Below are 19,738 nucleotides of genomic sequence, written 5' to 3'. Positions count from 1 at the left end.
TGAAGTGAGTGACACAACGGCGGCTGAAAAGAGATGGAAAGAAGGTACAAAAGAAAACTAACTACTGCCGCTGTTTCAACGAATCCTCCACTTCCTGGCGGATCGCTTCCCTGCGACGGCTACTATCGGGTAGCGGACGTCGGGGGCGTTGCACAGGGTGGAACAGCTCCCGCACCTTATTAAAGTCGCGCACATACGAAATGCCCACGCCACCGCGGTTACGGTTGCCGAGGGTGTATACATCGTAGTCGCTGCGGGTGAAGGCGTTCATACGCACGCGGCCGTCTTCGGTAAGCAGGTACTCCACCCGGAAGTCGCCGGCCAGGTGCTCACTGTTAGCGTTGGCAGACTGGCGTCCCCAGTCATAGTTACCACCTACGTACAAACGGATACGGTTGTTCAACAGGTTTTTGGTAATACCGGCGCTTACGAGGTTACGGTCGTAGGAGCTTTCCTGCAAGCCGAAGTTGTAAGCGGTGTAGTTCACATTAAACCCGATGCCGCTGTTTTTCAACAGGGCGCTGGAGGCATTGTTCAATATCGCGGAAGCCTGGGCGCTAAGGGCCTGGCCGATACTGTTTTTACCGGTGGTAGATACGGACGCGGTACCACCCAGCCCCTCGTCCGACCAGAACTGTCCGGCAGCCAGCAAGGCGGTTACCTGTAACAAGGCTTTACTCTGGTCCTGGTTAATCTCTTTCAGTTTCGCTGCTACGGCACTGCCATAGGCGAGTGAGCCGGCATCCGGCAGTTCGATCGAGTAGTCGATAACGGGCTGCATGAGCGCGCCGCGCAGGTTAATGTTGATGTCCACCTTCTCCTGGCGGGTAGCCAGTTGGTCGGTGGTGCTGGTTTGCTGGGTGCCACCGCCGCGATCGATGAGGTTGTACAGGCTCACTTTTGGCAGCGAGTACTTAGCGGTGATGTTCATCTTCGCTTCGGTCGGCTCACCGTTCCAGGTAATGGTGCTGTTCTTTTGAATATCGAACTTCCAGCGGGCCAGTCGTTGGAAAATGAAGTTATAGGTACCGTTATTAATAATGTAGTTGCCGAACATGGTAAAGTCGCCGTCCAGGTTTACGTTTAACTGCAGGTTGCCCGTACCGTTGGCGGATATCTGGTCGCCGGTGGTGGCGTCGAGTATTACATCGATCTGCGCGTCTGGCGTGGCGGCAATATCCAGGCGTACGTTCAGTTTTACGTTGCTCTTCTTCTTTTTCACGGCTTCTGTTTTGCCATAGCTTTTAAAGGAGATGAACTCGTATTTGCCAATGGTTTTGCTATCAGAAATAGGCAGGTAGAAGTGCGAGCCTAACAGGGGGCGGGCCTGTACGCGCAGCTGCAGGTTATCCAGCGGACCTTCAAAGTATACGCGTGCATTGGCAAGAATATCGCCATAATACAGGTCGCTGTCGGCAGCGGTTGTATTAAGGAACAGGAATTTCGGTGAAAAGATGTCGAACTCAAAACGCAGATTCTTAAAGTTCTCATGGCTGATAAAACCGTTGGCCCTGGCCGTATTGCCGAACTTATCGATCATCTGGAACGGGTCCATCTCGATAAAGGCATCATCAATATTTTTTACGTTCAGCGTTGGAATACGATAGTAGGTGCCGAGATAATTCACCTTTACGCCCACACTGTCTATTCGCATGTTACCCGTAAAAGATGGCTTATCCGTCGTGCCTCGTATCTCTATCTTCCCGTTTGCATACCCGGTAAGGTTGCTCACATAATCGCTCAGGTACTGGTTCAGCAAAGAGATGGAGGAGTTGTTGGCTACGATGGTCACATCCAGGTCCTTGTTATCTTTCGTAAGACCAATATTACCCTGCACGAGGAAGTCGGCCAAAGCATTATCCGCCTTGATCTCCACGCCGGTCAATCCCTGCTTAATGTCGTAATCGCCTTTAATGGTCACGACGCCGATGGAATCGTTGGCTACGCGCAGCTGACTGGTGGTAAGGTCCGTATTTATCGTGAGATGATTAAATGGATCTACTACTGCGATGTTACCGTTCGCCAACCCTTCGATACGGGTTGTGGTAAGCTGCGGGGGAATAATATCGGCGAGGTTCAGGTCTTTAATGATGATATCGAACCGGCTGTCGTCCGGGTTAAACTCGTTGGTTTGTATGGTGATGCTCTGGTTATTGCGGGTGATGCGCAGATTATTTACCGTCAGGAAATCTTTACTCCAATACACTTCATTTCCAGGTTCCATTTGCCACTGGCGGTTATTTACGGTGAAGGAACTATTAAGGAAGTTAACTTTCACGCCTTCTTTTACGGTGACCACGCGGGCATAGAAGCCATCGAGCGAGGTGGTATCTTCGGCTTTCATATCGATCTGCACGTACGAGGTATCGTGGCTGGAACTGGCGAGTATCAGCGGGTTATTAAAGATGGTGCTGTCTTTATACAGTACCTGGCCCAACTGTGTGCTGAGGTTGATCTTGTTAAAATCGCCATTACTTTTCAGTACCAGGTCCCGCACACCATACACGTCGTATTGCGCGAAAGGCACGTGGGCGTTGATGGTAAAGCTTCCCGTGGCGGTGTTAAGCGCTCCCTCTACTTTAGTTTGATTCAGCCCCGAAATATCATCGTTGAAGGCCCTTATAAGTTTATCTACCTCCCCGAACTGGAATGCAAAACGGAAGTCCTGTGCAGGAGGATTGCCTTCGGGCACCTTGAAATAGCTAGGGTAGTACTTATTCAGGAACAGCTGAAATGCATAAGGAAGTTCCATAAAACTGTAGTTGCCCGTTACGTAGCCATCCACCTCGCTGCCCTTGATGCGCAGGGCCTTCTGGTTGTTTTCAATATCTGTTCTTACCACGAGCGAGTCAAACTCCACGCGGCTGTTGTTCTTAAGGAGAGACAGATCATACAAACGCGCCATTCCATCGAAGTTATCGATGTTGCTACCGGCGAAGTTCAGGTCGGCCTTGGCTTGCAGGGTGATCGAGTCCTTGGTGAGCTTCAGTGCTTTCAGATCACTGTTACGGATCTCAGCGTCGAAGTCAAATATGGGCAGTGCGTTGTTGAAGTCAATGGTACCAGCGAAGTCCATGTCCAGGTTCGGGTCGGCAATATTGAGGGAACCGTTGAAGAACTTACGGTTCATTTCGCCTTTCGTTTTAATGTTCTGGTACAGGTAATTATTGAGGCCGATACTCCGGATGTTGGCGTCCACGGCTGCTTTTAAAGTCTGGAAGTTGAAGCCGGCGCCATTTACTTTAGCATCCATACTCACGGTGCTGACGATATTGTTATCGAGCAGTATACCCACGTTAAAGTTATCTGCCAGCACATTACCGGAATATACCGGCACATCGCCGCTGGTTTTGAAGTTGATATCCGTATCCAGGTTGCCCAGGTTGGTCTGGAACTTTCCGTAAGCTACAAAGTTGTTAACCAGTCCGCTGAATGACCCCTGGAATCGCAGGTGGGTGATCAGGTCGGTACGTACGGCGGTGGTGGTTTTGAGTATCGGGAGGAACTGTCGCAAATCGGCGCCGTTGGTAATCAACTCTGTTGCCTGGAAGTCGATAAAGGTTTCGTCGATGTTCGGCAAGCCGCGCATCTGGAAGCTACCGGCCAGTTTGGTGGCTTTGCCGCCCTGTACGCTCATACTGTCGGCCCGCAGGTTGCTCACTGGCCCGCGCGCACTGCCGCTAAAACGGATTTCGGTATTCCAGTCTTTCAATGCAGGAGCAAAATAGGCGATGTCGTCGGAGGAGAGGCGGGTCTTTTTGAAGTTGGCGCGCATGGTTACTGCATCGACAAAATCGGCAAAGTCGCTGAAGTCGCTGTACTCCATGGCGAAATAGTCGCCGAGCTGACTGTTTTCCGTGCGCAGGTCGAGGTTGGAAAACTCCATTTGCACGGGCGACATCTTAAACCGGCAATCCAGTTGCTTTACCTCGAAGCCGCTCCGTTCGCGGGTGCGCAGCTTCAGGTCGGAAAAAATGCTATCGTCTTTGAATTGTGTGTTGGAAAGGGAAAGATTGATCTTCTCAAACCGGATGTGCCCTGGGTCGAAGTAACCTTCGTCGGACGGTACCAGTGTGTCTCCCCGCCGGTTGTCTACGCCGAACGTGCCGTTCTCAATGCGCAGCGATCGTACCAGCAAGTTCCATCTGTCCGGGTTCCATTGCAGCCCGGGTATGACGGTGCCTGTATCCGGTGGCGCCGCTACCGTGGCTGGCAAGGGCGTAGTACGTTTCGGCCTGGAGGCTGGGTAACTGGAAATAACAAATGAGGGTTGGTCCAGTTCCAGCGACTGTATCCAGATATTTTTGCCCGTGAGGTCCAGCTTTTGTGCATCCAGCAAAATACGGTTGGAGTAGAGGTACATGTCTTCCCCTCGCCAGCGGTCGATGAAATTGAATTTCACCCGTTGCAGGTCCACATTCTTCAGGTCGACCGAAAAGCTGGCCTGTTGTTTCTTTTTCGGCGATGCGGAGGGGCCTGCAAACGCATCTGCAATAAAGGCGTAGTTCCAGAGGCTGTCGCCCTTATGGCGTACCAGGTTAACCGTGGCATCTTCCAGCCCGATGAACTTCAGCACCGGTGTTTCCTTGAAGAAAAACCAGTCTGTAATCCTTACCTGCAGTGCGCCGGCGTATAGTAACGTGTCTTTGTGGCGATCTTCGATGTACGTGCCTTCCATCCGCATGCTGTTGAACAGGCGAAGGTTGATATGTTTGATCTCCACCCGGGTGCCCAGTTTCGTCGACAAACGTTTGGTCACCTGGTGTACGAGCATGTTTTGTACGGCGGGAATATTCACGAGAATACTGATAAGCAGTATCAAGCCCAGCAAACTTAGCAGGACAATGGACAATATTTTGCGGACTTTTCTCAGTGCTGTTATTTTACTTTACCGGGCAAAAATAACTATAAGCAATTTGTCTGCCAATTGGCAGCGCTGTTGTTTAGCGGGAAATACAAAAATAAAGTAGAATATTACATTTACATAAAATCTGTTCGCTTATGAAACGCTGTACCGGCTTGTTGTTGTTTCTCTTTTTCGGGTTGAAGTTGTGGGCCGCCCCCGCAGATACGACTAAGTACGTGTTGGTGATTCACGGCGGTGCAGGCACTATCCTCAAATCGCAGATGACGCCCGAACGGGAAAAGGCCTACATTAAAGCCCTGGAAGCCGCGTTGCAGGCTGGTTACGCCATCCTCAAAAAAGGCGGCAGCAGTCTCGATGCCGTAGAAGCCGCCGTGCGTGTGATGGAAGACTCGCCCCTGTTCAACGCCGGCAAAGGCGCCGTATTTACCAACGAAGGCCGCAACGAAATGGATGCCGCCATCATGAACGGCAAAACCCTGGAAGCCGGTGCTGTAGCAGGCGTTACCACCATCCGTAACCCGATTACCGCCGCCCGTGCCGTAATGGAGAAGTCGCAGCACGTGATGATGATGGGCCCGGGCGCCGAAAAGTTCGCCCAACAGGCGGGACTGGAAATTGTAGCTCCCTCTTATTTCTATACAGAAGATCGCTGGCGCGGCCTGCAACGGGCAAAGGCCCAGGACTCCCTGAAGGCGCAACTCGACCACGCCGATACGTCGAAGCGTACGGGCCGCCTGGGCATCGAGAACCACGATTACAAGTTCGGCACCGTTGGCGCAGTGGCGTTAGACCGGTCAGGCAACCTGGCCGCGGCCACGTCCACCGGCGGTATGACTAACAAAAAATTCGGCCGCGTAGGCGATGCACCGATTATCGGGGCGGGCACTTATGCGAACAACGAAACCTGCGCCATCTCCTGTACCGGCTGGGGAGAGTACTTTATTCGCCTCAGCGTCGCCAAAACCGTCAGCGACCTGATAGAATACCGCTCCCTTGACATCAAGTCCGCCGCGGACGAACTGATCATGAAAAAAGTGCCAGCCCTCGGTGGCGATGGCGGTTTGATCGCGCTGGATAAGAACGGTCATATGGCCTGGCCGTTTAATACGGCGGGGATGTACCGCGGGAGTGTGACGGCGGATGGGAAAGTGGCGGTTAGGATTTATAAGGAGTAGGGCTATTTAATCGCCGTCACCGTATACCCTTCCTTCCGCAATAACTCAATCAATCCTTGCTCGCCACCAAACTGCAATGCACCCACGCAAAAGAAGCTGGACGACCTGGCAATGGCGGTTTTGATGACAGGCAGCCATTTCCTGTTCCGGTCGCCCAGCATGATTTGCTCGTAGCCGCCCAGTTCTTTGCCTTTGATGTAGGCGTTGTACATGCCGAAAATGTCCTGCTTCTTGTACAGGTCCATCTGCTGGTTGCGGGTGATGGTGATATTGCCGGATGCGTATACGATGTCCATGATCAGTTTAGTATATACGGCAGGAGGTATTTTCAATTGCGCTTTCAGGCCTTCAGCCGTGGTTTCCAGGCCGAAAGTGGGTTTGTTCTGTGCATCGGCCAGGTTGGCAATGACGTTTGTATAGTTGGTATTCACCTCGCAATAGGTGAGCATGTTACGCACGGTGTAGTAAGCAAAAGCAGGGGTGAAATCCTCGTTACCGGCTAAGCCGATGCGCAGCCTGCGGGCGAGGAATGATTTGAACAACGAGTATTCTTCCCTTGAAAAATAACGTTGCAGCGAATCGCCGGCAGGCAAACGTGTGAGACCTGCAAAGGCCGTATCGTCGTCGCGGTCGGGCAGTTCGAAATAAACGTTGTCGGCACCGGTGACGGCGGTTTCTACGGCTACAGGCAGCTGTACTTTGTTATCGCACACAATGCTGCTTGCAAACAGGTACGAGGTTTTGGCATCTTTGCCGCTCACTTTCCACAACAACGCTTCCTGCGCCATTATCACATGCGCCTGCATCAGCAGGGCGGCTATCACTAGCAGTTTCTTCATCTTCCTGAATATATAAAATTATAGTACCGGCGTCACCGTATAACCGGCGGCCTTTAATTGTGTAAGCACGCCATGCGGTCCCGCCAGGTGTAAAGCGCCTACAGCAAAGAACTGCGTTTTGCCACCGATCACTTTCCGGATCGCCGGCACCCAGTTGTTGTTACGTTTGGTGAGCAATTCTTCCTCGAAACCGTCCATTTCGTTGGTTTCTTTCATGAGTTTGTACAAGCCGTTTACATCCTGCTTTTTGTACAGGGTGATCATCTTGTTAAACGTTACACTTTCTTTCTCTTTTTCCCGGATGCTTTTCATGATCATTTCCGCTTCCTTCCGATCGTCTACGGCGTCAAACACGCTGATCTGCTGCTCGGGCGTTTCCAGTCCCAGTATGGTTTTGCGCTGCTCGGAAGCCATTTCTACAAAATTCATTTCATAGGAGGCGGGCGTTTCGCATTTGAAGGATTTGGTGGTGAGCAGGCTGGTAAGGACGAGCGGCTTAAACTGGTTAAACAGTGCCAGGTCCAGTTTCAGGTTGGCCTTCATGTAGGCGGCCAGTTCCTTGTATTCCTTTTCGGTGAAGATTTTGTCGAGCGTTTTACCTTCAGGCAATTGGCTCAGTTGTCCCACTTTGATCATCATCATTGGGTCGTCCATGTCCATTTCCATGTACACAGTATCGGCACTTTTAAAGGCTTTTTTTACCGATTCGGACATGAAGTAGTCGTCCGGACAAATCATGTGCATGGTGCCGAAAACGTACGAGGGCTTGGTCATGCCCTTGCCGCTGATCTTCCACAGCAGTGAGTTTTGTGCATGACTGGCTTGTGTAATGCCCACCAGGCCTAACAGTAATGGAATAATTTTCTTAAGCATATTGAAGTGTTTTAAGCAGAATAGTATCGTTTTAATAAACCCGCTACCGTCTCCAGGTCCTGCTGCAAGTGCAGGGCCGACAGCACCACACGGTTTAAACGGGGACTGTCCGGCGATGGATAACGGAAAGAGGAAATAACGGTTTCGTGATGTAACAGGTAGTCGTACACTTCCTGCGCGCCGTTGAGTATAAACATGGGTAATGCCTCCGCCTGCGTCAACTGTGGCATTCCCAATGTAATGTCGCGGAAATACTGCGCGTTTTGTTCCAGCTTACGTCTGGCCTCTGCATAAATGGACTGACTATTCAGCCATGCGTAGGCAAGTGCCGGCATCATGGGCGTGCTGGCCGTAAAAGCAGGCATGCGTTTAATGGCGGCTATGTCTGCGGCTTTACCGGTGATAATGCCGCCTTCCATACTGTAAGCCTTGCCCGTAGAGGCAGTTACCAGGTAATGCAAGTGTGGGTTTTCGGGCAGATAGGATATTATGCCTTCGCCATCTTCACCCAGTATACCAATTCCATGTGAATCATCGATGATCACCAACGTTTTACGGTTGATGTGTTGCAACGCGCTGAAGTCGTTTACCGTGGCGGTAAGCGGGTTCACACTGTCGGCGGCTATTACATAGGTGTGATCCGGTTTTTGGTTGATGCGCTCCAACGCCCATTGCGCCCAATCGCCCGTTGGGACTACTGCCCCGGGCAACTGTAATGCAGGATGGGTGCCCGGGGCATACAATACTTCCCCTTTCGTTTGCCCGTACCGGATAGCCGCCTGTCCCGCCAGGTAGCCCGAACTGAAACACGCCGCCGCCTGTTGCCCCTGCAGCGCGCAAAAAGCATGCTCCAGCTCATCGTACAATGACAACTGAACATTCGCAATGCGCGAGGATGGGAACAGGCTGCCGTATCTGCCCAAACCTGCTGCTATTAAAGCCTGGAACTGGGCTGAACGATGCACGCCGAGGTAAGCGAATCCGGAAAAGAAAAGGTGTTCGCGATTGTCGATTACCACGGTGCGGCCGGGTGTCTGGTCGGTGAGGTGCATAGGCTACTCTTTCCGCGTGTGAAGAATGAAATGAAAGTCGCCACTCTTCACTTTCATATTAAAGTTGTTTTCATCCAGCTTCGTGATATTCACCAGGTGTTCCTGCTTGCGCGAACCATTGGCTGAGGTAACGGAAATGATCTTGCCATTACTCAGCAGGCTGTAACGCCCGGTATCCGGCTTGTTATCGATCGTGGCGATAAACACGTTATTGTCGAGGAACTGGTAGTAGGCGTCTGCGTAATATCCCTGCTTGAGGTCTACGGATTGCGACACCTGGTTGTTGTTATACGGATCGTTGGGCGGCACGGTTACATCGTACACGCGCCACTTTTTGTGTTTCAGTAAATCGTCTGTTTTGCCGCTGTTGCAGGCGAATAAAAACAGGATGGGTAAGAGGTATCGCACCTTCATCTGCCGAATTTTTCTTTGTTAAATTGTTCGGATTGGCCAACGGGAATGGACAGGCTGCGCCAGTTTTCCTGCTGCATTATTTTACCAAGGTACACGATCTGGCCCACATGGTAAGGGTAGTGGCCCAGCTGCCGGTTGATCGCGTCGATCACGGAATGGGGTTCGCCGCGGATGGTTACTGTTTTGGCCAGGTCTTCGTCGGTCAGACTGCGCAGGGTGTTGAGCAATACGTCCCATCCTTTATCCCATAAGCCGATGATCTCGGCGCGACTGGCAATGCCAGGTTTAAACTCTTCATCCCGCTGCCGGCCGGGCTTTTCTCCATCGGTGGTGAGGAAGTCAGTAAAACGTGAACACATATTGCCGCTCACGTGTTTCACGATCACGTAAATGCTGTTGGGATAGCCGGGTGGCTCCCAGCAAAGCTGCTCGTCACTCAGTTGTTCAAATGTTTTTTCGCCCAGTGTTTTGTACGTTAAGAAACGTTTGGTCACACTCTCCAGGAATAGTTGTCCGGTTGTCATCTGCACTTATTTAATAGCCTGCTGCACTGTCGTCGCCGCGGTTATCGGCCACGGCGGTGATGCGGCCGTTTTTAATCGTTATCAGTTCTACTCTGCCAATGGCGTTTCGATTGTCCACCTTATGGCCCATCTTCTTCAATCCCGCCACGGTGCTGTCTGGGAAGCCCTTTTCTACGTATACGGTCTCCGGCTGCCATTGGTGATGGAACTTAGGCTTATTCACGGCGTCGCTTTCACTCAATCCAAAATCAAGCACGTTCACGATCGTCTGGAACATGGAGGTGATGATGGTAGATCCGCCCGGCGTGCCAGTTACCATGTACGGCCGGTTGCCCTGCAGTACAATAGTCGGCGTCATGGAGCTGAGCATCCGTTTGCCTGGTGCTATAGCGTTGGCCTCTGTGCCCAGTAGTCCGTACATATTCGGGCTGCCTGGTTTTACAGAAAAATCGTCCATTTCATTATTGAGGATAAAGCCCGCGCCACCTACCACTACGCGGCTGCCGTAGCCGCCGTTAAGTGTAGTCGTAACCGATACGGCATTGCCTTGTGCATCTGTCACGCTCAGGTGGGTCGTCTCTTCGCTTTCTTTCGGCTGACCCGCTTTAATCTTGGTGCTGGAGCTGGCCTGCTGCGGGTTAAAGTCCTGCATGCGTGAGGCGAGGTACTGCGGCTGCGTGATGGCTTTTACGGGCACCTTCACAAAGTCGGGGTCGCCCAGGAACTCGGCACGGTCGGCGTAGGCGCGTCTTTCCGCTTCCACCATCAGGTGTACGGCTGCTATGCTGTGAAAGCCGTATTGCGCCAGCGGATACTTTTCCGTCATGCCTAACAGCTGTTGTAAGATCACACCGCCGCTGCTGGGCAGAGGCATAGTGAGGATCGTATAGCCTTTGTAGGGAAAGCGCAATGGTATGCGCGTAGCGGCCTTGTAAGCTTTTAAATCAGCTTTACTGATGATGCCTTTGCCACGCTGCATCTCGGCTACGATCTTATCCGCCGTCTCGCCCTGGTAAAAGCCTGCGGCGCCTTTGTCGCGGATGAGTCGGAGCGTGCGGGCCAGGTCTTTTTGTATTAGCGTATCGCCGGCCTTCCATTCGTTTTGCTTTACAAAAGCGACGGGACGCGTATTAAGGTTTTCGAAGTCTTTACGTAAATTGTTCAATGACCGGGCCTCCGCTGCGGTAATCACAAAACCTTTGTCCGCCAGTTCAATGGCCGGCGCGATGAGTTGCGCCATCTTCAGTTTACCATAAGGAAGCGACGCGAACAAACCGGCGACGGTGCCGGGTACGCCTGCGGCATGATGTCCGTCGAGACTTAACTTTACGATCGGAGCGCCTTTATCATCGAGGTACATATCGCGGTGCGCGCGGCCGGGGGCCTTTTCCCGATAATCGATCGCTAATTCTTTTCCATTGGCCAGATGCGCTACCAGGAAACCACCGCCGCCAAGATTGCCGGCAGAAGGGTATACCACGGCCAGCGCCAGTTGGGTGGCAATAGCCGCATCGACGGCATTGCCGCCTTGTTGCAACATCTTGAGTCCGGCCAGGCTGGCAAGCGGATGCGCACTGGCCACCGCACCCTGACGGGCGGTAACGGACTTCTGTACCGTATAGTTAAAGGCCTGGTCCTGCGCCATGGCCGGGAGGGAACATACGAGGATGGAAAAGGCAAATACAATGTTGCGCATGACGTTGTTTTATCGATGGTCAATATCCGCAGGGAAATTACAACGGAATTGCGTTAAAATGTTGCTAAAAGCTTATTTTGAGATATACACATTCCCGATTGGATATGCTCAGACTTCGTTCCATTTTAGCATTGATTTGCCTTCTTTCCTGCCCTGGTAGCCAGGTTTTTGCCCAGGCACCGCCTTCGCCAAAGGAGTTTCTCGGTTACCCGTTAGGATCGCGGTTTACGCCGCATTACCGGGTGGTGGAGTATTTTAAACAGGTAGCAGCCACATCCTCCCAGGTAAAACTGGAGCAGTACGGCCAAACGTACGAAGGCCGACCGCTGCTGCTGGCCGCCGTGGCTTCGCCGGAGAATGCCGGGCGGTTGGAGCAGATCAGGACGAACAACCTGCAGCTGGCAGGCATCGAAAACGGGAGTGGGAGCGTAGATCAGCCTGGAGTTGTATGGCTAAGCTACAACGTGCACGGCAACGAGGCCGTATCCACAGAAGCTGCCATGCAAACGCTGTACGAGCTGGTAAGGCCCGGTAATACGCAGTCGCAGGAATGGCTGCGTCACACAGTGGTACTCATCGATCCATGCCTCAATCCTGACGGGCGCGATCGATATGTAAACTTTTATAGCGCTACTGCTAACAAGAAGCCCGACGCCAACCGTTTTTCCCGCGAACATCGCGAACCCTGGCCAAGCGGCAGGCCGAATCACTATTACTTCGACCTGAACCGTGACTGGGCCTGGCAAACGCAGGTAGAAACGCAGCAGCGCGCCGTAAAATATAATCAATGGATGCCGCAGGTACATGTAGACTTCCACGAACAAGGCATAGACGAGCCTTATTACTTCGCCCCGGCGGCGGAGCCGTTTCATGAGATCATAACGCCCTGGCAGCGCGAGTTCCAGGTGCTGATCGGTAAAAACAATGCAAAGTATTTTGATGATAAAGGCTGGCGCTATTTCACAAAGGAGCGTTTCGACCTGTTTTATCCGAGTTATGGGGATACGTACCCGATGTACAATGGAGCGATCGGAATGACGTACGAACAGGGCGGAAGCGGCCGTGCCGGCTTGGCGGTGCTGACCGAAACGGGCGATACGCTTACGCTGGCAGACCGTATCGCGCATCACTATACAACAGGTATGTCGACCATCGAGGTAACCGCCGGCAACGCAAAGAAACTATTGCAGGAATACCAGCGTTACTTTACCGATGCGCGTACCCGTCCCGCGGGTGACTACCGTGCTTATGTCGTAAAAAGCGGCGGTAATCCTGAAAAGCTGGCGTCGTTGGCGGAGATGTTGCGTCGCAATGATATACGTTTCGGGTATGGCGCGGGTACAGCGAAGGCCAGTGGCTTCAACTACTTCACCGGTAAAACGGCCGACTTCAACATCGAAGCCAACGACCTGGTGATCAATGCGGCACAACCCCGCGGCAACTTCATTAAGGTACTCTTCGAACCGGAATCCCGTTTAAGCGATTCCGTTACATATGATATTACGGCCTGGGCGCTGCCTTATGCTTACGGCCTTACCGCCTATGGGGTAAAACAATCTTTATCACCCACATCCCAGACGCCGCCCGCAGCAGCTACCACTACAGCACCCGCAGGCGCCGTATACGCGTACCTTGGTGCCTGGAACAGTGTGGCGGACGTGAAGTTCCTCGCCGCCCTGCTGCAAAAAGGACTAAAGGTGCGGTATGCGGAAGAAGCGTTCACCGTGGGTAGTAAGGTGTATCCACCCGGCACGCTGGTGGTGTCCCGCGCAGATAATGCGGAGTGGAGCAGTGTGTTCGATAATACGGTGAGTAAACTGGCCGCTACACACAAGGTTGTACTGGACAAGGTGCCGACAGGTTTCGTAGAAAAAGGAGCGGACCTTGGCTCAGGCAAGATGCGTTACATCCGTAAGCCGAACGTCGCGCTGCTGGCGGGTAACGAAGTATCTTCACTGGGAATGGGAGAGATATGGCACTTCTTCGAACAACAAATCGACTACCCGGTAGCGGTAATCGGTACCGAAGACTTTAACGTAGCAGACCTGAAAGACATTGATGTACTGATCATGCCAGATGGCTATTACTCCTTATTCGCCAACAAGGAAGCAGCCGACCGCCTGCGTAATTGGGTGAGCGGGGGCGGAAAGATCGTAGCCCTGGAAGGGGCAGTAGCGCAGATCGCCGCGGCAGAATGGGGCATCAAACTAAAGAAAGAAGACGACAAGAAAGAAGAGGAAACCAAGAAAAACATCTATGAGCCGCTCCGCCGTTACCAGGACCGCGAGCGCGATATGGTGCGACAATTCATTCCCGGCGCAATCTACAAGGTGGAAATGGATAAAACACACCCGCTGGCATTTGGCTACCCCGACTTCTACTATACGCTCAAACAAAACGATCACGTTTATGATTTCATCACCGATGGCGGCTGGAATGTGGGCGTGATCCGTAAAGACAATTACCTGAGTGGTTTCGTCGGCGCATCCACCAAAGCAAAGTTAAAAGACGGCCTGCTCTTCGGCGCAAAAGACCTGGGCCGCGGGCAACTGGTATTCATGAGTGATGATCCGTTGTTCCGGAGTTTTTGGGAGAATGGGAAACTGTTGTTCAGTAATGCGGTGTTCCTGGTGGGGCAGTAACTTAAATAAACAGAGGCTGTCTCGTCACTACGAGCAGCCTCTGTTTATTTAAGTAATCCTTTTTCGCTTACATCTTCCTTTTAATCGCACACCCCACAGAGGCGGTGTTATTGTTAGCGATCGGCTTACCTGCGAGCATCGCATCAATAGCCTGTTTAAGGTATTGGTCCTTTACTTCGGCAGGATTGCCCGGGTGATCGTCGATCGCACCTTTGTAGGCCAGCTGGCTGTTTTTGCCGAACAGGTAACATTCAGGCGTGCGGTCGGCCGCAAAAGCATCGGCGATCTCGGAGTTTTTGTCCACCACATAATACCATTTATACTGCTGTTTGCCGGCATAATCCTTCATGGCATCGAAGGAGTCGCCGGACGTGCGTTGTGCTTCGTTAGAGTTGATCAGTATAACACCGATATTATGTTTCTGCGCATAGGCGCAGATGGCCTGCGTACGTTCCTGATTGCGCTTTACATACGGGCAGGTATTGCAGGTGAACATCACCAGCAGACCATTCGTACCTTTTGCTTCGTTCAGGGAAATTTCCTTGCCGCTGATATCTTTCATTTTCAGGTCGCCCTTGGGTAGCGGGGCACCTATCTCCAGCGTGTCGGGCAGGCGGAACGCCAGTGCTGCGACAGCCAGCAGCATGAGGATGACAGTGAGCTTTTTCATAGTGTACAGTTTATAGCGTGTACATGAAAATAAGGAATTAAATCGTGATTTGGAACAACTGATGGGCATGGTATTTTATCAGGATAATCCCTGGATTTTCTCCTCCTTCTCTTCCTTGCGTTCGTTGGCGATTTCTTTAATTGTCCTGATGCTTGTATTGAGTTCAAAACCAATCAATAGAATAAAGGAGTTCAGGTACATCCATATCATAATTACCAGAATTGTGCCAATTGACCCATAAATCTGGTTGTACCGGCCGAAGTTGGTCACGAAGAAAGAGAAGGCCAAAGTAAGCAGGATCATCACGATCGTTGAGAAGGTGGCCCCCGCCGTCACAAACTTCCACCTTTTAGTAGTAGAGGGGGCAAAACGGTAAATCATCGCGATCATCGAGAAGAATAACAGCACGATCAGTAACCAGCGCGCCGCATCAATCAGGAAGCGGGTGAAAGAGTCGCGTATACCGATGAATTGCAGGATGAAATTCATCAGTTTACCCTGGGTGATGATCAATACCAGGGTAATCAGTAACAAAAGTACCAGTAAAGACGTCAGTTTAATGGCCGTCAGCCTTGCCTGCCACCACTTACGCTTCTTAAATCCGGGCAAATCCTTGTCGAACGAGCGCATAATGCCCATAATGCCGTTGGAGGAAGTATAGAAACCAAATAGGAACGCGATGGACAGCAACCCGGTACGTTGTGTGTACAGGAAGTCGTAAATCAGGTCGTGCACGATCATATAACTCTGGTAATCAGGCGTTACGCTTCGGGCCAGGTCATACAAGGTAGATTCGATGCTCGTAACCGACACTACCGGGAATCGCAGGAAGATGAACGGTACCAGCGAAAACAGGAAGATTAGGAAGGGCGGGAGGGCCAGCAGGAAGCTGAACGAGATCGACTGTGCCCGGTCGGTAAGGCTTCTGTCGCGCACTTCTTTCAGGAAGAAAACGATCACATCGTACAAAGGTGTGCCCTCGAAGCCGGGCAATACCAGTGTTTTACTGCGTTGAATAACCGATGTAACGGGTTTCCACTCTAAAAGACGCGTTTTTAGATTAGCCATACGGGCAAAAATAGCGGATTACCCTTACAATCCTAACTCGTCCATCCTTCTTTGATATTTCTTAGCATTGAGTAAATGCTCAGAATAGGTGGCAGCGAAGGCATGGTAGCCTGGTTTGTCGAGCCGTGCGCAGAAATACAGGTAATTGGTGTTCTGCATATTTAACACCGCATCCAGCGATTTTTCGGAGGGCGTGCAGATGGGGCCGGGAGGGAGGCCTTTGTATTTGTACGTGTTATAAGGTGAATCGTGCTGCGTATGCACGATGCGAATGCGGCGAAGGGTAAAGTCCTGCAAAGCAAATTTAACCGTAGGATCGGCCTGTAACAGCATGCCTTTGCGCAAGCGGTTGTAGTATACGCTGGCGATGGTAGGCTTTTCGTCGGTGGCATTCGTTTCTTCATCTACGATAGATGCGAGTATCGTTACATCTACCGGGCTGAGGTCGAAGCTGGCAGCCTTTTCCTTCCGGGAAGGCGTCCAGAATGTTTTATATTCAGTAGCCAGTTTGTCGAACACTTTGCTGGCGGAGGTATTCCAGTAAAACTCGTAGGTGTCTGGCATCACGGCGGCCATGGCGGTGGTCGGAGTAAGATTGTACTGACGCAGGTATACATCGTCGTTCAGCAACGCGCGCAGGGCGGTGGAGTCAGCCTCCAGGTTCCTGGCGACCAGGCGAACGAAGTCGTTTTGTGTGCGCAGCTTACGGATGACCAGTTTTACCGGTGCCTGCCTGCCGGCGCGCAGCATACGTGCCAGTTCAAAGTTGCTCATGCCCCGGTGTACTTTGTAACGGCCAGGCTTCACACGCGAAGGGTAATCCATGCCACGTGCCACCCAGTCGAACCCCTGGCGGCTGCGGATAATGCCTTGTTCCTCCAGTCCGGAAAGTACATCGCTATAAGTGCTGCCTGTGCGAACGTAAAAGTATTTATCGTCGCTGAAGGCTTTGGTATTTGGGCCAAACAGGCGGTAACCGAAAAATACAGCTATACCCGCCAGCAGGCAGGCCGCGATGATGATGGACCTTCTGATCCAGGGGGAACGTTGTTTTTTACTTTGCTTCTTTGCCATAAACCGGGGTGTTGCTACGCAAAAAAACCTCGCACTTAACGGCGAGGTCTTTTATTTCCATATAAGAAAAACTTCTTTTAATTATTGGGCAGGAGCCGCAGGCGCTGGTTGCGCAGGAGGCGTCTGCTGGAACGGAGCTGGCGCTGTTTGCTGCTGTGCAGGCGCTGCACCCTGGATGATCGGATCTTTACCTTGAACGGAGCTGCCACCGATAAACAGGGAGGAAGTCAGGCACATTACGGCAATGATCGCTGCCAGTACCCAGGTACCTTTTTCGAGAACGTCGGTAGTCTGCCGTACACCTATCACCTGGTTGCCGAAACCGCCAAAAGAACCTGACAGGCCACCGCCTTTAGGGTTTTGGATCAGTACGAAGAAACCTAACAGCACACAGGCCAGTACGATCAATATACCAAAGATAATTAACATGTTAGTTGCTATTTATTGTTGTCTGTTTGTAATTGTAAGTCTTTGATCTTTTGCGCAAAATAAGCGCTTTTACCGGGATTAAGCAAACTTAATTTTTGGTAAATTAAAATCGCTTTAGCGTACTGATGTTGGCGCACCCAAATCTCCGCCAGCGTCTCTGAAACGATATCGTTATTGAAGGTTATCGACTCGATCGCCATCTTTTCTACTGCTTCCGATACTTCCGGTTCTTCGTCTTCGTACAGGCGGTGCATCTGCTGGTGATACCAGTCTTTGTGTGACTTGCCAGAGAAGTTTTCCTTCATCTCGCGCAGCCAGTCCGTAAAGCTTTTCATTTCTGCTTCTCCTTTTTCACTGATAATATCTGCTTTTTCCGGTTCCTTTATGCGTTTGTAAGCAAAATAATCGTCGGTGTACAGCGGCTGGAAGGTGAGCACCTGTTCTTCCACGGCCGGCATTTCCAGCGGGAAGATCTTGATTGGCGCCGCATCGTCGTTTTCCGGCTCGTCGGCAGCTACGATGGTGTTGAACTGCGCAGCGGCCGCTTCTTCCATCAAAGCTTCCGTATTGCTCGTATCTTCAATGGTTTCGCCCGGCTGATCGATCGTGGTGTTGTAGATCGCTGTTTCCGGCAATTCCTGGGGCGCCTGCGCTGTGGCTGGAGTCGTTTCGTCCGCGGCTACGATGGTGCTGAATTGTGCTGCAGCTGCTTCTTCCATCAAAGCTTCCGTATTGCTCGTATCCTCGATGGTTTCGCCCGGCTGATCGATCGTGGTGTTGTAGATCGCTGTTTCCGGCAGTTCCTGAGGTGCTTCGATCGTTGCTGGCCCGGTTTCGTCTGCGGCTACGATCGTATCAAACTGATCGGCGGCCGCTGCTTCCATCAAAGCTTCGGTGTTGCTCGTATCTTCAATGGTTTCTCCGGGTTCGTCGATGGTGGTATTGTAGATAGATGAAGCAGTATCCGTATCTCCAACGCTTTCACCTGGATCTCCGGTGGTAGCATTGTGAACAGACGGATTGGATTCTTTATCTCCAATGTTTTCGCTTGGTTCTTCAGTTGCTGCATTTCTAATAGATGGATCGAAGTCGGAGGCGGCAGGGGTGTGGTAGGCTTCCGTTTCGGGCTGATGCACTACTTCCTCTTCTACAGTTTCCGCGGCTTCTACCGTTGCCACCGCATTTTCCTCAGCTTCCACTAATGCATTATACTGCTCGTTCGCTTCCACTTCAATAGCCTCCGCAGCTTCCACGATTGCCACAGCATTCTCTGCAGCCTCTACTAATGTATTATACTGCTCGATCGCTTCCACTTCAATAGCCTCCGCAGCTTCCACGATTGCCACAGCATTCTCTTCAGCCTCTACTAATGTATTATACTGCTCGATCGCTTCCACTTCAATCGCCTCCGCAGCTTCCACGATTGCCACAGCATTCTCTTCAGCCTCTACTAATGTATTATACTGCTCGATCGCTTCCACTTCAATAGCCTCAGCGGCTTCAACGATTGCTAACGCATTCTCTTCAGCCTCTACTAATGTATTATACTGCTCGTTCGCTTCCACTTCAATCGCTTCGGCAGCTTCCACGATTGCTACCGCATTCTCCTCAGCTTCTACTAATGTATTATACTGCTCGATCGCTTCCACTTCAATCGCCTCAGCGGCTTCAACGATCGCTACCGCGTTCTCCTCAGCTTCTACTAATGTATTATACTGCTCAATTGCTTCTACTTCAATCGCCTCGGCAGCTTCCACGATCGCTACCGCGTTCTCCTCCGCTTCTACTAATGTGTTGAATTGCTCGATGGCTTCCACTTCCACGGCTTCTGCGGATCCTAATACAGCGGCTGCGTTTTCAGCTGCATCGTCAGCCGGCGTAATTGCCTCCGGAGACGGCTCGGGGTCCGCGGTCAGAATTAGATTATTTTCCTGGGAAGGAGTGGCGCCATAGTAGGCTTCCTGGTATTGTGCACGTTCGTCTTCGATATGTTCGGCGGCATATTCCACGGCAGGAGTTTCCTCCGGAGCTTCCGTGGATTGCATGTAGTTGGTCACTGCCTCCTGTCCATAATACTGGCGGGCGAGTTGTACCACCGACGCCTCTTCCTGCACCTGCTCCGGCTCTTCTACCGGGATCGCTGCAGGTCGCGGTGCTGCCGTACTGGCGGTAGCGGGATCATTCTCGCGCAGGAACTGGTGAAGATGGTGAGGAGTGCCACTGTACAACTGGGCGTTTTTCAGTGCATCATCTGCCAGGTTATGTTCGGCCGCAAATTTCTTTTGCGCAAGCAGGAGTCGTGCCGCAGCAAAATAGGGATACTGTGCCACCAACCGCTCAAGCTCTGCCTGATCTACGTGTTGGAGGTCCGGTTGATGGAATATATGGTTTATGATCCTGTTTGCGGTCATAGTT

The 19,738-nt window shown here is 51.8% G+C and carries 14 protein-coding genes; 2 read left to right on the top strand and 12 right to left on the bottom strand.

What is annotated here, in order from left to right; translation table 11 throughout:
• Positions 1 to 61: 61 nt before the first annotated feature.
• Positions 62 to 4,822 (bottom strand): translocation/assembly module TamB domain-containing protein, encoded by a 4,761-nt coding sequence (locus MKQ68_RS13420; protein ID WP_264279573.1) that lies wholly within the window; start codon positions 4,820 to 4,822, stop codon positions 62 to 64.
• 179 nt (positions 4,823 to 5,001) lie between these two features.
• On the opposite strand from MKQ68_RS13420, the gene MKQ68_RS13415 reads away from it, so the two are divergent.
• Positions 5,002 to 6,042: an isoaspartyl peptidase/L-asparaginase family protein gene (locus MKQ68_RS13415; RefSeq protein ID WP_264279572.1), complete on the top strand. Its 1,041-nt coding sequence runs from the start codon at positions 5,002 to 5,004 to the stop codon at positions 6,040 to 6,042.
• Between the two features lie 2 nt (positions 6,043 to 6,044).
• Here the strand turns inward: MKQ68_RS13415 and MKQ68_RS13410 are convergent, their stop codons facing one another.
• From MKQ68_RS13410 to ggt, 6 genes are read right to left on the bottom strand one after another with little or no spacing between them, the layout of a single operon-like run.
• Positions 6,045 to 6,881, bottom strand: coding sequence for a TraB/GumN family protein (locus MKQ68_RS13410; RefSeq protein WP_244843431.1), 837 nt, complete (start codon positions 6,879 to 6,881; stop codon positions 6,045 to 6,047).
• 18 nt (positions 6,882 to 6,899) lie between these two features.
• A complete protein-coding gene (locus MKQ68_RS13405) occupies positions 6,900 to 7,754 on the bottom strand; it encodes a TraB/GumN family protein (RefSeq protein WP_244843433.1) in 855 nt (284 codons plus the stop codon).
• Between the two features lie 11 nt (positions 7,755 to 7,765).
• On the bottom strand, positions 7,766 to 8,806 hold the full coding sequence (locus MKQ68_RS13400) for an aminotransferase class I/II-fold pyridoxal phosphate-dependent enzyme (protein WP_264279571.1): 1,041 nt from the start codon (positions 8,804 to 8,806) through the stop codon (positions 7,766 to 7,768).
• Between the two features lie 3 nt (positions 8,807 to 8,809).
• On the bottom strand, positions 8,810 to 9,220 hold the full coding sequence (locus MKQ68_RS13395; RefSeq protein WP_264279570.1) for a hypothetical protein: 411 nt from the start codon (positions 9,218 to 9,220) through the stop codon (positions 8,810 to 8,812).
• Positions 9,217 to 9,744, bottom strand: a complete 528-nt coding sequence (locus MKQ68_RS13390) for a DUF1572 domain-containing protein (RefSeq protein WP_264279569.1) — start codon at positions 9,742 to 9,744, stop codon at positions 9,217 to 9,219. Before MKQ68_RS13390 ends, MKQ68_RS13395 begins: the two co-directional genes overlap by 4 nt.
• A 10-nt stretch (positions 9,745 to 9,754) precedes the next feature.
• Complete coding sequence (gene ggt, locus MKQ68_RS13385; protein ID WP_264279568.1) at positions 9,755 to 11,440, bottom strand: gamma-glutamyltransferase; 1,686 nt, start codon at positions 11,438 to 11,440, stop codon at positions 9,755 to 9,757.
• Between the two features lie 104 nt (positions 11,441 to 11,544).
• Here ggt and MKQ68_RS13380 point away from each other — a divergent pair, with 104 nt between their 5' ends.
• Complete coding sequence (locus MKQ68_RS13380) at positions 11,545 to 14,082, top strand: M14 metallopeptidase family protein (protein ID WP_264279567.1); 2,538 nt, start codon at positions 11,545 to 11,547, stop codon at positions 14,080 to 14,082.
• Between the two features lie 67 nt (positions 14,083 to 14,149).
• Here MKQ68_RS13380 and MKQ68_RS13375 read toward each other — a convergent pair whose 3' ends face one another.
• From MKQ68_RS13375 to MKQ68_RS13355, 5 genes are all read right to left on the bottom strand, one after another.
• Entirely contained in the window at positions 14,150 to 14,752 is a 603-nt protein-coding gene (locus MKQ68_RS13375; protein WP_264279566.1) for a thioredoxin family protein, read from the bottom strand.
• Positions 14,753 to 14,830: 78 nt separating this feature from the next.
• On the bottom strand, positions 14,831 to 15,820 hold the full coding sequence (locus MKQ68_RS13370; RefSeq protein WP_264279565.1) for a YihY/virulence factor BrkB family protein: 990 nt from the start codon (positions 15,818 to 15,820) through the stop codon (positions 14,831 to 14,833).
• Positions 15,821 to 15,844: 24 nt separating this feature from the next.
• Entirely contained in the window at positions 15,845 to 16,894 is a 1,050-nt protein-coding gene (gene mltG / locus MKQ68_RS13365) for an endolytic transglycosylase MltG (protein ID WP_264279564.1), read from the bottom strand.
• Between the two features lie 81 nt (positions 16,895 to 16,975).
• Positions 16,976 to 17,323 carry a preprotein translocase subunit SecG gene (secG, locus tag MKQ68_RS13360; protein ID WP_264279563.1) on the bottom strand — a complete coding sequence of 116 codons (348 nt, stop codon included), beginning with the start codon at positions 17,321 to 17,323 and terminating at the stop codon, positions 16,976 to 16,978.
• Between the two features lie 8 nt (positions 17,324 to 17,331).
• Entirely contained in the window at positions 17,332 to 19,734 is a 2,403-nt protein-coding gene (locus MKQ68_RS13355) for a DUF8458 domain-containing protein (RefSeq protein WP_264279562.1), read from the bottom strand.
• Positions 19,735 to 19,738: the final 4 nt, after the last annotated feature.

This window comes from Chitinophaga horti (assembly GCF_022867795.2).
Lineage (GTDB): Bacteria > Bacteroidota > Bacteroidia > Chitinophagales > Chitinophagaceae > Chitinophaga > Chitinophaga horti.
This window is presented reverse-complemented; position numbering and strand designations above follow the sequence as displayed.

What these genes read in the sequence shown, in the direction of transcription:
- mltG (WP_264279564.1), bottom strand. Translation starts at nt 16,894, where the DNA reads ATGGCAAAGAAGCAAAGTAAAAAACAACGTTCCCCCTGGATCAGAAGG.
- ggt (WP_264279568.1), bottom strand. Translation starts at nt 11,440, where the DNA reads ATGCGCAACATTGTATTTGCCTTTTCCATCCTCGTATGTTCCCTCCCG.
- MKQ68_RS13380 (WP_264279567.1), top strand. Translation starts at nt 11,545, where the DNA reads ATGCTCAGACTTCGTTCCATTTTAGCATTGATTTGCCTTCTTTCCTGC.
- secG (WP_264279563.1), bottom strand. Translation starts at nt 17,323, where the DNA reads ATGTTAATTATCTTTGGTATATTGATCGTACTGGCCTGTGTGCTGTTA.
- MKQ68_RS13400 (WP_264279571.1), bottom strand. Translation starts at nt 8,806, where the DNA reads ATGCACCTCACCGACCAGACACCCGGCCGCACCGTGGTAATCGACAAT.
- MKQ68_RS13395 (WP_264279570.1), bottom strand. Translation starts at nt 9,220, where the DNA reads ATGAAGGTGCGATACCTCTTACCCATCCTGTTTTTATTCGCCTGCAAC.
- MKQ68_RS13370 (WP_264279565.1), bottom strand. Translation starts at nt 15,820, where the DNA reads ATGGCTAATCTAAAAACGCGTCTTTTAGAGTGGAAACCCGTTACATCG.
- MKQ68_RS13415 (WP_264279572.1), top strand. Translation starts at nt 5,002, where the DNA reads ATGAAACGCTGTACCGGCTTGTTGTTGTTTCTCTTTTTCGGGTTGAAG.
- MKQ68_RS13375 (WP_264279566.1), bottom strand. Translation starts at nt 14,752, where the DNA reads ATGAAAAAGCTCACTGTCATCCTCATGCTGCTGGCTGTCGCAGCACTG.
- MKQ68_RS13390 (WP_264279569.1), bottom strand. Translation starts at nt 9,744, where the DNA reads ATGACAACCGGACAACTATTCCTGGAGAGTGTGACCAAACGTTTCTTA.
- MKQ68_RS13405 (WP_244843433.1), bottom strand. Translation starts at nt 7,754, where the DNA reads ATGCTTAAGAAAATTATTCCATTACTGTTAGGCCTGGTGGGCATTACA.
- MKQ68_RS13355 (WP_264279562.1), bottom strand. Translation starts at nt 19,734, where the DNA reads ATGACCGCAAACAGGATCATAAACCATATATTCCATCAACCGGACCTC.
- MKQ68_RS13410 (WP_244843431.1), bottom strand. Translation starts at nt 6,881, where the DNA reads ATGAAGAAACTGCTAGTGATAGCCGCCCTGCTGATGCAGGCGCATGTG.